Here is a 15621-nt window from a genome sequence, read left to right as displayed (position 1 = left end):
AGACGTTCAACTTCCTCTCAGGCAAATACCTGAGCCAGCCTGGCCTTGTGCGCCGCCCGGGTGGTGTCGTCAATCCAGGCACCGTCGAATCCATTTTCCAGGAGTGTCAGCAATTGGTCCCGATCGATCAGCTCCTGGTCAATCAATGCTCCATAATTGTCGTTCACATAACCACCAAAATAGGCAGGGTCGTCGGAATTGATGGTCGCTTTCAGACCTGCAGCCAACATGGCCTTAATCGGGTGCTGCTTCAGATCGTCAATGACCTGCAGCTTGTGATTCGATAAGGGGCAAACCGTCAGCGTATAACCGCGTTCCACCAGTGCCTGCACCAGCGCCGGGTCTTCCATGGCGCGGTTGCCATGGTCGATACGGTCTACTTTCAATTGATCGATGGCCTGCCAGACATACGCCGGCGGCCCCTCTTCACCGGCATGCACGGTAATCCGTTGCCCCAGTTCCCGGCAATGCGCAAACACTCGCTCAAACTTTTCCGGCGGGTGGCCTTTTTCGCCGGAATCCAGCCCCACGGCATGAATACGATCCAGATACGGCTCCGCAATCGCCAGGGTTTCAAACGCACTTTCTTCGGATAGATGCCGCAGAAACGACATAATCAACCGATAGCTGATACCCAGTTCCCGCTCACCCTGCTGCAGCGCTCTTTCGATGCCACTAAGCACAGTGTCAAACGCAATGCCACGCTCCAGATGTGCCTGGGGGTCAAACATGACTTCGGTATGAACGACGTTGTCGGCGTGAATTCGTTTCAGATAGGCCCAGGTAAGGTCGTAAAAATCGGCTTCAGTTTGCAACACCGACATACCCTGGTAATACAGATCCAGAAATTCCTGCAGATTGCCAAACTGATATGCTTCCCGCACTGCCTCAATGTCGGCATAGGGCAAGGTAATGCCATTGCGCTCGGCTAATGCGAACATTAGCTCAGGTTCAAGACTGCCTTCAATGTGCAGATGCAGTTCGACTTTAGGTGCCTTGCTGGCGAGGTCGATCAATGCTGAAGTCATAACGCGATCCAATAGCTCTGATAGTCAGTAATTCCAATTTCAAAATTGCCAGGAAACCAAGTGCCAAGTGCCGGGTATGCTTATCCGGGGTAGTCCGCAACATGGATGTTGCGGCCTAGGCCCGAGACGTCGGACCGCCATGGACGGATTCACGCCGACCCCGGAGAAGCATACCCGGCACCTGGCACGACCCACTGGCAATCAACTCAGGCAACGTCGGACTGGCTCTGGGACTGCCCCCGATACTCGCCACTGAAATAATGATCGGCGATAGCCTGGTGTAATTCGTTGAACGAGATCTGCAGTGTATCGACAAAATCGTGCAGCAAATCCGGCGTATGTGCCATTTTTTCCATGTTGGCATTGACCAGGCGCGGTAGCAAATCATCCACCAGTGCCTGCACTTCCTCATGTCGTGGTAGATCCTCGAGTTCAAAGGATAGCTGACCCAGGCAACTGGCCACGGCCCGAGGGAAAAACTCGTCCTGCAGCAAAAAGCGCAACACGTCCGGGCCGCGAACACGCAACCGAACCTGCTGGCGGTACATCTGATAGCCGGTCAGGGATTTCAGCACGCTCATCCATTGCAGGTTTTCAAAGGGTGTCAGATCATCCGGACTGCGTGGCAGCAGGTTGGCCGAGCGCACATCAATGATGCGTGTCGTCATATCGGCTCGCTCCAGGTTTCGGCCGAGCATTAGAAAGGTGTGTACCTGGGTATGACTCAATGAGCCCTCGATCAACCCGTTGATGGCCTGGCAGCTGCGAATTACGCGTTTCAGAAAAGCATCCCGCTTGCGCGAGGTAATGCCCGCCTCTACCTGTTTCAGAGTATCCAGATACAGCGTATTCAACTCCTCCCAGACTTCGCGCGGCATAATATCACGCGTCGTGCGCAGGTTTTCTCGCGCCGACTCCAGCGAAGAAATGATTGATCCCGAATAATGCAAATCGACACAGAGAAAATTCAGAACATTATCAGCACTGCGCGTTTCATAATGCTCGTCGAATAGATCTTCCGCCCCGGTAATGGTCACCAGCGAGTCCCAGTCCAGCCGGGTGGTTTTTGGAAAATCTAGCAACAAATTACTGGTCACGTTGATCAGTCGGGCAGTGTCTTCCGCACGCTCAAGGTAGCGTGCCAGCCAGTATATATTTTCAGCAACACGAGAAAGCATAGTTCACCTCGTTTTGGTCCAGTGTGGGCCGCATCAGTTCAAATCCACAATCCAGGTGTCTTTACTGCCGCCACCCTGAGACGAATTCACCACCAGCGACCCCTTGGTCAGCGCCACCCGGGTCAAACCGCCGGTGGTGACGTAGGTGCTGCCTTTGCCAGACAGGATAAAGGGGCGCAAATCAACGTGGCGGGGTTCCAGCTGATCATCAATCAGCGTCGGGGTTGTCGACAGTTTTAGCGTAGGCTGCGCCATGTAATTGCGCGGGTCAGCCTTGATCAGCTCAGCGAATTTTTCCCGCTCTTTTTTCGTTGAATGCGGGCCAACCAACATGCCGTAACCACCTGACTCGTTAGCGGGCTTGACCACCAGTTCATGGAGATGATCGAGCACATAACGGCGGTCATCCTCACGCATGCACAGGTAGCTGGGCACGTTGGCCAGCAGCGGTTCCTGATCGAGATAATAACGAATAATCTCGGGCACAAAGGCATAAACAACCTTGTCATCGGCGACCCCGGCACCCGGCGCATTGACCAGCGCCACCTTGCCACTGCGCCAGGCGCGCATCAGGCCAGGCACCCCCAAAGCAGAGTCGGGGTGGAATACCTCCGGGTCCAGAAACAGATCGTCAACACGGCGATAGATCACATCCACCCTTTTGAGCCCGTTGACGGTCAGCATGTGAACGACATCGTCGTCATCGACCACCAGGTCGGAGCCCTCGACCAGCTCGACCCCCATTTGCTGGGCGAGATAGGAGTGCTCGAAATACGCTGAATTATAGATACCCGGTGTCATCACCACGATTTGCGGATCGTCGCCCGGCCGCGGCGACATGGAGGCCAGCATGTCGTAAAGCTGACCGGTGTAATCGTCCACAGGCTGTATTTTTCCGGTGGCGAAGAGCTCGGGCAGAATACGCTTGGTGACGTTACGGTTTTCCAGCATATAAGACACGCCGGAGGGTACCCTCAGGTTATCTTCCAGCACATAGAGCGTGCCGTCTTTATCCCGTACCAGGTCCGACCCGCAAATATGGGCCCAGATATTATTGGGCGGGTTGATACCCACGCATTGTTTGCGGAAGTTCGCCGACTGCGCCAGCACTTCAGCCGGGAACACCTTGTCGCGAATGATTTTCTGATCGTGGTACAGATCGTTGATGAATAGGTTTAGAGCTTGAACCCGTTGCTTCAGGCCGGCTTCGGTACGCTGCCATTCATCGAGCGGGATGACCCGAGGCACTATATCGAACGGCCAGGCGCGGTCGATCATGTTGCCTTCGGAATAGACAGTGAAGGTAATTCCCATCACCTGTATCGCCACTTCCGACGCGTTTTTCAGTTCGGCCAGTTCACGGCCACCGAGTTCAGCCAGATAATCACACAGCATTTTTGCAGCCGGATGCGGCACGCCGGGTTGAGCCATCAGCTCATCGTAAAACCCCTTACAGGCGTATTCCGACCAATTTATTTTACTCATCGATGGTTCTCCTTTACGCGCCCGTTCATTGGCCTGTCCGGCCCGATTTGAGTGCCGCTTCGCGTACGTGATCGAAGCGCATATCCAGGGTGTGTGGGTACTCCCCGCGTGGTACCGACGCGGTCACCGGTAATGGACCCTGGGTATGACCGTGCGACCAGAACCGGGCCAGTCTGCGCGCCTCGGCTTCGTTGGCGTTAACCGGAAAATGTTCGTAATTCCGGCCTGCCGGGTGGGAAACGTGGTAGGTACAACCGCCCAGTGAGCGGTCATTCCAGGTATCGACAATGTCGAACACCAGCGGCGCATGCACCGGAATCATCGGGTGCAGAGCAGACGGGGGTTGCCAGGCCCGAAAACGTACTCCGGCAACGGCTTCACCCTTGGTGCCGGTGGCATGCAGTGGAACCGGGCGACCGTTGCAGGTCAGCACATGGCGCTCCGGAGTCAGGCCACTGACCTTCAGCTGCAACCGTTCAACAGACGAGTCGACATAACGAGCGGTACCACCGCCACTGACTTCCTCGCCCAGCACGTGCCAGGGCTCGATCGCCTGTCGCAGTTCCAGTGAAATCTGGTCGTATTGCACCTGGCCATAAAGCGGGAACCGAAACTCCAGGAAAGGCGCCAGCCAGTCGGGGTCGAAATCGAACCCGTGGTCACGCAAGTCGGTGAGAATATCGAGCATGTCGGCCCACAAATAATGCGGCAGCAGCCACCGGTCGTGCAGCGCTGTCCCCCAGCGCACCAGTGGTTTGCGGTAAGGGTCGGCGGCGAACCGGGCGACCAGCGCCCGAATCAGTAACTGCTGCATCACACTCATGCGTGCATGTGGCGGCATTTCAAAGCCGCGTAATTCGACCAGACCCAGGCGTCCGGTGGCACTGTCCGGCGAGTAGAGTTTATCGATGCAGAACTCAGCGCGGTGGGTATTGCCGGTAATATCGGTCAGCAAGTTGCGCAACAGCCGATCCACCAGCCAGGGCTGCGGCACTTCGCCCGGCGGCATTTGCTGGAATGCGATTTCCAGTTCATACAGCGCTTCGTGGCGCGCTTCGTCAATGCGGGGTGCCTGACTGGTCGGGCCCATGAACATGCCGGTAAACAGATACGACAGCGCCGGGTGGTGCTGCCAGTAGGTGACCATGCTGGCGAGCAGGTCGGGCCGGCGCAGGAACGGCGAATCCGTCGGTGTGGCGCCCCCGAGGGTGACGTGATTACCACCGCCGGTTCCGGTATGGCGACCGTCGAGCATGAACTTGTCGGCACCCAGGCGGGTCTGACGGGCGGCTTCATAAATGGTTTCGGTCACCCGAACCACATCGGGCCAGTTGCTGGCCGGCATAATATTGACTTCAATCACGCCCGGGTCGGGTGTGATCATGAATTTTTCCAGGCGAGGATCCGAAGGCGGTGGATAGCCCTCTATGCCGACCGGTAGCTTGAGTTCTGCGGCGGTCTGTTCAACGCTGGCGAGCAGGTCAATGTAATCTTCGAGTTTGTCAACGGGTGGCATAAAGACAAAAAGCTTACCACCCCTGGGTTCCACGCAGAGTGCGGTATGAATGATGCCCTCGGCTTCATCCGTTAACGCATGCTGATCAAGGTGCTGTTCACTCACCGGATGTTGGGTGCCACTGTCTTTCTGCCAGGCGGTATAACGGGCTGCCACTTCACCATGAATGTCGGCCAGGGGCTGGCGCAATTCAAAGGCACTCGGTGGCTGGTGCTCTTCAGCCCGGTTGGCTTCTGGCAGGCTATCCAGTGGCAAACGCAACCCCATGGGCGAGTCGCCCGGAATCAGATAGAGGGCCTCGCGGCGCAGAGGCCACTCGCTGGATTGCCAGCGATCGCGACGCACATCACGCCCAAGGGGTAACACAAAACCGGTAATTTCATCCAAACCGCGTTGCAGCAAGGCCGCCAGACGACGCCGATTGTCGCTGTCTTTCAGGTCTTCCCTGCTTAAATCCACGTCGGTCGGTTGCTGCGCTTCCTGCAGCAAATAGTGGTAGGCGTCTTCATAACCGGGAATCAGAAACCGGTCACGTACGCCAAGCCGATTGGCGACCAGGGCAGCGAAGTTTCTGGCCGTATCAATGCTGACCGGTGCGGCCTTGGTTTTACCCTCTGTTGCGGTCGATTCATTAAAGGTCGCCAGCCATTGTTCGTTTTGCCACAGAGCTTTGCCATCCTTGCGCCAGTAACAGGCCAGCGCCCAGCGTGGCAGCGGTTCACCGGGGTACCATTTACCCTGCTGGTAATGCACCAGACTGCCCGGCGCAAATTCAGCCCGAAGTTTGTGCAGCAGGGTTTCTGACAGGCGGCGTTTATCGTCGCCAAGGGCGGCGATGGTCCACTCCGGGGCGTCCATGTCATCGATGGATACAAAGGTCGGTTCACCGCCCATGGTGAGGCGCAGATCCTGCTGGTTCAGCTGATCATCCACTTTGTCGCCCAGTGCGAGAATGCCCTGCCATTGGTCTTCGCTGTAAGGCCGCGTTACCCGGGGGTCTTCGTGAATGCGGGTCACACTCATCGAAAAGTTGAACTCGACCTCGCTCTTGTCACTCGCACCGGTAATAGGTGCAGCGCTGGTCGGTTCCGGTGTTGCTGCCAGGGGAATGTGCCCTTCACCGGCAAACAGACCCGACGTGGGGTCCAGCCCGATCCAGCCGGCGCCTGGAACGAACACCTCGGTCCAGGCGTGCAGGTCGGTGAAGTCGACCTCGGTTCCCGACGGGCCATCGAGCGCTTGCTGATCGGCTTTCAACTGAATCAGATAACCGGAGACAAAACGCGCCGCCAGGCCCAGGTGCCGGAAGATCTGCACCAGCAGCCAGGCGGAATCCCGGCAGGAGCCGCGTTTGATGTCGAGTGTTACATCGGAGTCTTGCACGCCGGGTTCCATGCGCACCAGATACTCGATGTCTTGTTGCAGGCGCTGGTTGATGCTGACCAGAAAATCGGCGGTCGGTCGTTTATCGAGACTGACGCCATTCAACCATTGCTTCAATAAAGGGCCGTCTTCGGTGACTTCAAGGTAAGGCGTCAGCTCTTTCTTCAAAGCGGCCGGGTAAGTAAACGGAAACGCTTCGGCGTAATCTTCCAGAAAAAAGTCGAAGGGGTTGATCACCGTCATCGGTACGATCAGTTCCACATCCACTTGCAGAAAGCGGACTTTATCGGGAAACACAACGCGGGCCAGATGATTGCCGAACGGGTCCTGTTGCCAGTTAATGAAGTGAGGTCCACCACTGACGTTTAACGAATAGGCATCAATCGGTGTCCGGCAGTGCGGCGCTGGCTTCAGCCGGATCAGGTGCGGGCTGAGCGCGACGGACCGGTCGAAGGCGTAGCGGGTGGAGTGCTTGAGCGCAACGCGAAGGGTCATGATTCCAATCCTTGAGAGTATGAGTTTGACGTAGCAATTGCTACGCCAGTTAATGCGGGCTAAACCACTGAGTCGGCAGTGAGGGGTGGCGTCGCACGGTGAATGATATCGTGCACCAGACTGAGCTTGCGCACTGCACCGGGTGAAAGCACGAAAGGATACAAATCGCCATGTCCCATGCTTCGGTTCAAGCTGTTTAGAGCATAGGTCAACGGTAGCCAGTGCTCCAGCAGACGATCTATGTGCGTATCAAAATAGGGGTTAAAGTCCTGTTCGGCGCTCGTTTCGGCGACTTCGGTCACCCTGGGTTGCAGGCTCAACCCGAACTGGTAGGCGGTTTCCAGAGTGTCGACCATATGCAGGTAGTGGGCCCAGGTTTCCGCCCAGTCTTCCCAGGGGTGGGCGCTGGCGTAGGCGCTAACGTGATGCTCCTGCCAGTTTGCAACCGCGCCCTGGCTGTACAAGGTATCGAGTGCCTGGCCGTAATCCTGTCGTTCATCGCCAAAACACTGCCGGAACGACTCGAGCCAGGGAGTATTCCAGACCAGCCGGTCCCAGTAATAATGCCCGGATTCGTGCCTAAAATGCCCCAAAATGGTGCGGTAAGGTTCTGCCATCTGGCTGCGCATGGCTTCTCGTGCAACCGGATCGGCCTCGGCAATGTTCAGGGTGATAACGCCGTCTTCATGGCCGGTCATCACCCGGCCACTTTCGTTAAACCGGGGCGCTGTATCGGCCAGAAACTGAAACGCCAGCCCTTGTTGTTCATCGGTTTTGGGCGTCAGCGGCAAGTTCAGTTTCAGCAGGCTGTAAACCAGACGACGTTTCTCAGTTTCCAGCCGCGCCCAGAGCACCTTATTTGCATCAATACTGAGGTCAGGGATGGTCTGGTTAAGACGACAGGCCACGCAAAAATCCTCGGGTGACCCGTCCGGCAACAGCCAGTTGCACACTCCCTGCACCGCATAATTACTGCACTGACGATAAACGCCACTGCCTCGCCGGCCGGTCGCCACAGACTGCCAGCGACCATCGCCCAGCGGTCTGATCGCCGACATCTCGAAGCGGTCGGGGTCGAACCCCAGCGCCGTGCCGCACTGGGTACACTGGGTGTTTTCGAAGTAAACCCGATGACCACAGGATTCGCACCGGAACAATTGCATATAATGTACTCAGTCGGGTGCTGTTGGTTTATCATCCATAGATATAACCTTTACCAGCCAGACTCAAGCGGTTTCGGAGAAACAGCCCGTAAACCCGGCACAACCACTTACCGATCGTCCAGCGGACACAGACCGATCATGCGCAATTCAGCCCCGCACAGCCCCCTGCTGCAACACCTACTAGCGGATTACCAGTCCGAACGACCGCAGGGCACGCACCAGTACGATGACCTGGTCACCCGCGAAGGCCAATTCCGGGCACGCTGGCAGCCGCTGGTCGAAGAACTGGATGAACTGGGGCTGGATGGCCTGCAACAACGCACCCTGGAAGCCCAGAACCTCCTCTATGAAAACGGGGTCACCTTCAACGTTTACGAAGACGAGGTGCGCAAGCTGCGCTCCTGGCAACTGGACCCTATCCCGTATGTGATCAGCCCGCAAAGCTGGACCATGCTGGAACAGGGCCTGAAGCAACGGGCCCGTCTACTGGAATGCCTGGTGGCCGATCTATACGGCGAGCGGCGCGTGCTCAAAGACGGCATTCTGCCCCCCGAACTGATCTATACCCACCCGGGCTGGCTGTTCCCGGCCGCAGACAGTGGCAACCTGTATGAGCGCCCCCGGGTGATTTTTCAGGGCATGGATGTAATACGCAACGAGCACGGCGAATGGCGCGTGCTGGGCGACTGGACTCAGGCTGCCTCGGGCGTCGGCTATTCTCTGGAAAACCGCATTATTCTCTCGCGCGCCCTGTCGCGACTGTACCGGGATGCGCCCCTGAGCCGCCTGGCCGGCTTTCTGCAGGCTTATCATCGCTGCCTGTCGGAACTGGCGCCGCACCGCCGCGAGAACCCCAATATTGTTCTGTTCACCCCTGGCCCGGGCAGTTCGGGTTACTTTGAACACGCCTGGCTCGCCAACTACATGAATTTCTCACTGGTCGAAGGCGGTGACCTGGTGGTGCGTGATGGCCAGGTGTCGATGCGCACCCTGGGTGGCTTGAAGGCCGTCGATGTTATCGTCCGGCAAATCACCGACCCCTGGTGTGACCCACTGGAACTGCGCGGCGATTCGTTGCTGGGGGTTCCCGGTCTGATGCAGGCTGCCCGGCGTGGAGAAGTCGCCATAGCCAATAGCCTGGGCGTTGGGGTTCTGGAGCACCCGGCGCTGGCCGCCTTTTTGCCGGGTTTGTGTCAGTATCTGCTTGGTGAGCCACTGCAACTGGCCGGCCGCGACGTGCTCTGGTGCGGTGAACCGAATTACCTGAGTACCGTGCTGAACGACCTGAGCGTCTGGCAGATACGGGCCGTGAACGACGTCACCCAGACCATCAAACCCGCTGAACTGACGCCCGACGCCCTGGCAAGCCTGCACCAGTCGATCCTGCAGGCGCCACATCTCTATGTGGCAGAGCAACCGCTAAAACCCGCCTCTTCGCCAAGCTATAACCTGAAAGACAATAAGGTAACGCCACAACCCGTCTCTCTGCGGTTTTTCGCACTGGCAGACCCGGGCGACGGCACATCCGATCCGGAAAACCGTCAGCATCGCATCATGCCCGGCGGCCTGGCCTGGGTGGCTGAGCCGGGTATGCCGGTGATGGAAAGCACCATCGTCAAGGATATTTGGGTACTGTCACCGGTCGCCCAACCCCATGTCAGCCTGTTGCAGCGCGCCAAGGGGCCCATTCTGGTGACCCGTGACGGGATGGATCTACCCAGTCGGGTGGCCGAAAGCCTGTTCTGGATCGGTCGCTACGGCGAACGCCTGGACAATCGCTCGCGCCTGATGCGGGAATCCCTCACCAGCCTGGTCGAGGAAGGCCAGTTGCGCCTGGCCGATACCCTGTTGCCCGATCTCTATACCGCTCTGAAACTGGATCTGCCGGAAGCTCTGGATCCGGAACACGACCCGGCTATAAAGCCCTCCGGCGAGCATCCACCAGCGGTCGAACAATTCATGATATTGCGCAAGAGCCTGCTGGGGCTGTTTCAGAATGCCGACGACGAAGGCTTGCCCAGAATGTTCAACGCCATGTTGCGCAACAGCCGTGCCGTTCGCGACCACCTCGGTGACGATGCCTGGCGCACCATCAACACCCTGCATCAGACCTTTAGTGATCTGCCCAATACCCAGGGCGCCAACGCCGGACAGCGCAAACTGGAAGACATTATCACTCTGCTGGCTGCCTTCTTCGGGCTCTGCAACGAGACCATGCCGCACCACTTCGGCTGGCGTTTTATGGACATTGGCCGGATTACCGAACGCTGCATCGCCAGCCTGGAATTGCTGAAACTGGCGATGATCAGCGCCAGCAAACCGGGCACCGATCTATGGGAAACGGTATTGGCCACGACCGATAACTTAACGGTTTATCGGCGCCGCTACCGGTCGCAACTGTACCCGGCTGCCATTCTCGATCTGTTGTTGTTTGATGAAACCAACCCCCGCTCAGTGGGCTACATGCTGAAACGCCTGGAAACCCAGATCGAACATCTGCCCCACCCGGAAACCACCCCCTTTCGCAGCCAGGAAACCCGTCTGATCATTCAGGCCACCAGCTACCTGCACCTGGTCGACCTGGATACACTGACTGATCTGGAGAACTCAACCAAAGCCCAGGCTGCACTGGAATCCCTGCTCGACCAGCTACTGACACCGCTGTGTGCCCTGTCGGATGCCATTTCGCACAGCCACTTTAGCCATGCCGAAACGCCGAAACAACTGGTCACCCTGCAAGGATCCGACACATGAAATACCAGTTGCGCCACACCACCCATTACGACTACAGCAGTCCGGTGACGCTCAGCCACAACGAGGCGCGCCTGCTACCCAGAGACCTCGACTATCAGCATTGCAAAAACACTCGGCTGTCGATAACGCCCACGCCCCTGCGCCAGCATGAGCGGCTCGATTTCTTTGGCAATCGCATCGTCTACTTCGCCATTCAGGACATCCACGACAGCCTGGAGGTTACGATACGCAGCCAAATCACCACACAACCCCGGCCAGCCCCTGCTGGAGATGAGGTTCATACCGCCTGGGAAGCCGTGGTAGAACAACTGGCACCGGGTCGCGGTGGCATTGCCACGGCAATAGACCCGGATAGTCTGGAGGCGCGCCTGTTCACCCTGAACTCGCCGTTCATTCACCGCAGCGAATCGCTGAGACAGTTCGCGCTGGACTGCTTCACGCCGCAACGTTCCCTGTGTGACTCGGTGCTGGCGCTCAACCAAAAAATTTACCAGGAATTCAGTTACGACGCCGAGTACAGCACCCTAGCCACACCGCTTGAAGACGTTTTGAAAGACCGCAAAGGTGTCTGTCAGGATTTCGCCCACCTGGCTATTGGCGCCCTGCGTTCAGTCGGCCTGGCAGCGCGATATGTCAGTGGTTATCTGGAGACTTTTCCTCCGCCGGGGCAGGAAAAACTGGTCGGTGCCGATGCCAGCCATGCCTGGCTAAGCGTCTTCATTCCAAACTGGGGTTGGCTCGATATCGACCCGACCAACGGCAGCCTGCCCGGCGAACGCTATTTGACCCTGGCCTGGGGGCGGGACTACGGCGATGTCACGCCCTTGCGCGGCGTGATGAATGGCGGTGGCGCCCATGAGCTGACGGTTGAGGTGGATGTGCTACCACTGGAGAGTTGAACAGTAGCGATCAAACGAAAAAATTTACCCGATAATGTTCTCAGAGCGAACCAGCGCCTCAAACTCGGCCGCCGGCAACGATTTGGCAAACAGATAGCCCTGAAAGATTCGACAGCCCATAGCCACCAGTTCATCACGTTGATCCGGTGTTTCAACCCCTTCGGCTACAACATCGAGGCCGAGGTTGGTACCGAGTGTCAGAATGGTTTGAGCAATGGCTCTGGATTGCGCCTGTTCGGCGACTTCACGCACAAAACTCCGGTCAATCTTCAACTGTGAAAGCGGCAAGCTGCGCAGGTAGGAGAGCGATGAATAGCCGGTGCCAAAATCATCGAGCGAGAACGTCAGCCCCAGCGCCACCAGCTTATCCATGGTTGTGATGACATCGTCGAGGTTTACGGCCAGCAGAGACTCGGTTATTTCGAGTTTCAACTGCCTGCAAAGCTGGGGTTGAAAGTCGACCAGGCTGGCAACAAAGCTGGCAAAGCCCGGGTCTCTGAATTGCTTCATGCTGATGTTGACCGACATTGGCAACTGGCCGAGCAAGGGGTCATCCTGCCAAATCTGAAGCTGCTCGCACGCCAGGCTGAGAATCTTTCGTCCGAGGCGGACGATCAGGCCACTCTCCTCAGCGAACGGAATAAAAACGCCGGGCAATAACAGCCCCCGCTCAGGGTGATTCCAACGCACCAGCGCCTCGCAGGCAACCGGCTTCTGGTTGGCATCAACCAATACCTGGTAATGCAGTTCGAACTGATCATTAAGCAGAGCCTGTCTCATGTCTTGCAGCAGGCTGGTCCGCTGGACGGACAGAACTTCGAGGTGGTTGTCGTAAAAACGAATGGTGTTCCCACCGGATGCCTTGGCACGGCGAATCGCTATGTCAGATTGTCGCAACGGCACTTCTACGTCGGTAATATCTCCGTCGAAAATGCTGATGCCGAAACTGATGCTGACATGAACCCGCTGACCGTCAAGCTCATAAGGCTCCGTACAGACCTCATTTAATGTTTCACACAGTTTTTTAACCCGGGTAAGGGTATCAGTCAGTTCTGAAGAGACGCTGTCAACCAGCACCGCAAACTCGTCATCACCTAGCCGGGCGAGTGAATCGCTTTCCGGAATAAAGCGTCGTAATCGCTCCGCCATCTGGCTGAGCAGCTCGTCACCGCAAAGATGCCCGTATTCCTCGTTCAACGACTTGAAGCGATCGAGATCAATAATGATCAGCGCATTGTAAAGCGATGAACGCTGGCTGGATCGCAGACTCTGGCGAATGCGCTCGCGAATCAGTGACCGGTTGGCAAGCCCGGTTAGCGTATCGAAAAATGCCAGACGATCAATTTTTTGCTCGGCACGCTGGCGTTGCAGTAGGCTGCAAATATTGCCCGCCAACAGCCGTATGGCCGCTATTTCGTCATCGCTCCAGGATTTGTGGGTGCGCACCAGATCGAGCCCTAACATGCCAAACAGGCCATCTTTGGTGTTCATGGGTACCATCAAGGCTGACTGTACGCTCTGGTGTGCCAGAATGCCGTACTCAACGCTGTCGGAGGGGATGTCGTTTACCTGAGGAATATGAACCGGTTTTGCGTCGTTGAACGAACGCAGCCAGTTCGGAAAGATGTCCACTTCGAGATTCTGCAAACCTTCGATCTGTTCAGTCACCCCTTCGGCGCACCATTCATGGGTATTGCTGCACAGCCGGGTATCGTCTGAAAACAGAAAGATGTAACTTCTGTCAGCATTGAAATAACGCCCAACCCGGTCCAACGCCTGCTGAATAACCTTGTCGACTTTGTGGTGAGGCGTCGCAACAAACTGCGCAGACAGACTGGAAATCATCTCCAGAAAGGTTTTCCAGGATAGGTCAGACTCGCGTCGCATCGAACTGGTGACCTCTTGCAAAAACGGTTAAAGGGGTGTCACAACCACACACAGGCCTTCACAGTGATCTTACATTAGCTCAATGGGTCGGCTTTGGCGACTCACGGCCGACATTCATCCGGCCGAAGATTGAAAAACAAATGATTGAAACAGTGTACGAGACTTCTTGGTAAAATCAAAGTCCGGCGGGAATGGGCTATATAGAACTTTTGTCGAAGTTTTTCACTGAAAACAGAGGTACTGTAAAGTCTTGGCTTGTAAGGAAAACGGCCTGAACTGTTGCTTTACTGCTTTACAAATGAGACACATACAAAAAAGGCCCTGCCTAAGCAGAGCCTTTCGTAGAATCAATCAGCCCTTACAGAGGGGTGATGTTCTCAGCCTGAGGACCTTTCTGGCCTTGAGTTACGGTGAACTCAACTTTTTGGCCTTCGGTCAGGGTTTTGAAGCCAGAGCCAGTGATAGCACTGAAATGTGCGAAGACGTCTTTGCCGCCTTCCTGCTCGATGAAACCAAAACCTTTTGCTTCGTTAAACCACTTAACGGTGCCAGTTACTGTAGACATAGTCGTATTCCTATCAATTAACAATTGTGCCCGAAATTGAGCTCTTTTAGCATAAAAATTGGAGCTGACGTACTTAAGAACTTCAAGGCAGGAATAAAACTAAACCGGCATGGAGCAATTAAACTATCTTGCGTCTTTCTTTTTAAGCTGTGACCAAGGATATAGATTCCACCGATGATGTCAAAGGTTTCTCAGCACCCAAACGCAAATATTTCGAACGCTGGTTCTAACTGCTTGATTTGATTACCTTTGGGCTTTCAAAAAAAATTCTGATGGCGTTATTCCGTGATGAAATTCACCCGTCTTTCAGCCTAACCTGGTGCTCAGCCTGCCCACGAATACCCACAGGGTACTGAAACACCCGCCCGCCCAAACCATCATCCGCCTCCAGCCCTTGGGCAGCCGTCGTCACATAAAGTGTATCCAGCGCTTCCCCGCCCAAAGCAGGACAGGTTGTTTGCGGGGTTGGCAGCGTGATCACCTGCTGCTCTTCACCCTCTGGGCTGTAGCGAACTACACGGCCGGCACCCCATTGGGCACTCCAAATATCACCCCGGGCATCCACAATGGCACCGTCCGGGTTAAGCCCCTGGGCAGCAAAATCGATCACCCGCTGCTTACTACCTGTGGGCCAGCCATGAACCGGGTCGAGTGGCTGACGCCATAACTGCCCTTCGGTGGTATCGACCCAGTAGGCACAGGAGGCATCTGGCGCGAAACAGATGGCATTGGGAATGCTCAGATCAGAGACCAGTTTTTTAAGCACGCCCTGATAATACCGATAGAGGCTACCTGCCCCCGCCTCCCCCTGCCAGCCCATGGTGCTGATCCAAAACCCGCCCCAGGGGTCGGCGCGCCCGTCATTACTGCGGGTTGCAGGGTTATTGGCTTCAAGCGAGTGCACGGGAACCCGTTCAGCGGTGACCAGATCAAACCTGAATAGCATGGACTCGCTGGCGATCAGCAACTCGGTTTTACTGATCCAGCCTGCCGCCGAGACCGCCTCGTCAAACGACCAGCTTATTGCCTCACCCCGCTGACGGCTATGCAGCCGGTTTTCCAGAATGTCGAACCAGAACAGCTGTTGTCGACGAGGGTGCCACAAGGGCCCCTCCCCCAGCTGACAACAACGGTCATCAAAAACACTCGGTGCAGACATGACGCTTGGATTCCTCTGGCTTGTGTAACCGGTTTCATTTCAGTAAACTTTACTGAGTTACCGGTAACATTACAAGCCAGACCGCTTACCTTGCTCGCACTGAACAGGC

The 15621-nt window shown here is 56.4% G+C and carries 10 protein-coding genes; 2 read left to right on the top strand and 8 right to left on the bottom strand.

Going from position 1 to position 15621, the window contains the following annotated elements; all coding sequences use genetic code 11:
• Positions 1-17 precede the first annotated feature (17 nt).
• The 5 genes from ACHUE7_RS13595 to ACHUE7_RS13575 form a co-directional block, all read right to left on the bottom strand.
• Positions 18-1028, bottom strand: coding sequence for an adenosine deaminase (locus tag ACHUE7_RS13595; RefSeq protein WP_394170453.1), 1011 nt, complete (start codon positions 1026-1028; stop codon positions 18-20).
• A gap of 206 nt (positions 1029-1234) precedes the next feature.
• On the bottom strand, positions 1235-2206 hold the full coding sequence (locus ACHUE7_RS13590) for an alpha-E domain-containing protein (RefSeq protein ID WP_394170452.1): 972 nt from the start codon (positions 2204-2206) through the stop codon (positions 1235-1237).
• A gap of 33 nt (positions 2207-2239) precedes the next feature.
• The gene (locus ACHUE7_RS13585; protein WP_394170451.1) at positions 2240-3691 is read right to left on the bottom strand and encodes a circularly permuted type 2 ATP-grasp protein; all 1452 of its coding nucleotides are present in this window, start codon (positions 3689-3691) and stop codon (positions 2240-2242) included.
• 25 nt (positions 3692-3716) lie between these two features.
• Positions 3717-7085 (bottom strand): transglutaminase family protein, encoded by a 3369-nt coding sequence (locus ACHUE7_RS13580; RefSeq protein WP_394170450.1) that lies wholly within the window; start codon positions 7083-7085, stop codon positions 3717-3719.
• Between the two features lie 59 nt (positions 7086-7144).
• Positions 7145-8248 carry a zinc-binding metallopeptidase family protein gene (locus ACHUE7_RS13575; protein ID WP_394170449.1) on the bottom strand — a complete coding sequence of 368 codons (1104 nt, stop codon included), beginning with the start codon at positions 8246-8248 and terminating at the stop codon, positions 7145-7147.
• 138 nt (positions 8249-8386) lie between these two features.
• Here ACHUE7_RS13575 and ACHUE7_RS13570 point away from each other — a divergent pair, with 138 nt between their 5' ends.
• Together ACHUE7_RS13570 and ACHUE7_RS13565 are read left to right on the top strand one after the other, a co-directional pair.
• The gene (locus ACHUE7_RS13570; protein ID WP_394170448.1) at positions 8387-11002 is read left to right on the top strand and encodes a circularly permuted type 2 ATP-grasp protein; all 2616 of its coding nucleotides are present in this window, start codon (positions 8387-8389) and stop codon (positions 11000-11002) included.
• On the top strand, positions 10999-11901 hold the full coding sequence (locus tag ACHUE7_RS13565; RefSeq protein WP_394170447.1) for a transglutaminase family protein: 903 nt from the start codon (positions 10999-11001) through the stop codon (positions 11899-11901). Before ACHUE7_RS13570 ends, ACHUE7_RS13565 begins: the two co-directional genes overlap by 4 nt.
• A 24-nt stretch (positions 11902-11925) precedes the next feature.
• Here the strand turns inward: ACHUE7_RS13565 and ACHUE7_RS13560 are convergent, their stop codons facing one another.
• The 3 genes from ACHUE7_RS13560 to ACHUE7_RS13550 all read right to left on the bottom strand — a co-directional run bounded on the left by ACHUE7_RS13560 (position 11926) and on the right by ACHUE7_RS13550 (position 15512).
• Positions 11926-13788 (bottom strand): sensor domain-containing phosphodiesterase, encoded by a 1863-nt coding sequence (locus ACHUE7_RS13560; protein ID WP_394170446.1) that lies wholly within the window; start codon positions 13786-13788, stop codon positions 11926-11928.
• Positions 13789-14146: 358 nt separating this feature from the next.
• Complete coding sequence (gene cspE / locus ACHUE7_RS13555; protein ID WP_028671572.1) at positions 14147-14353, bottom strand: transcription antiterminator/RNA stability regulator CspE; 207 nt, start codon at positions 14351-14353, stop codon at positions 14147-14149.
• Positions 14354-14648: 295 nt separating this feature from the next.
• A complete protein-coding gene (locus tag ACHUE7_RS13550; protein WP_394170445.1) occupies positions 14649-15512 on the bottom strand; it encodes an SMP-30/gluconolactonase/LRE family protein in 864 nt (287 codons plus the stop codon).
• Positions 15513-15621 lie beyond the last annotated feature (109 nt).

It is taken from the genome of Saccharospirillum alexandrii (assembly GCF_043641555.1).
Taxonomy (GTDB): domain Bacteria; phylum Pseudomonadota; class Gammaproteobacteria; order Pseudomonadales; family Natronospirillaceae; genus Saccharospirillum; species Saccharospirillum alexandrii_A.
This window is presented reverse-complemented; position numbering and strand designations above follow the sequence as displayed.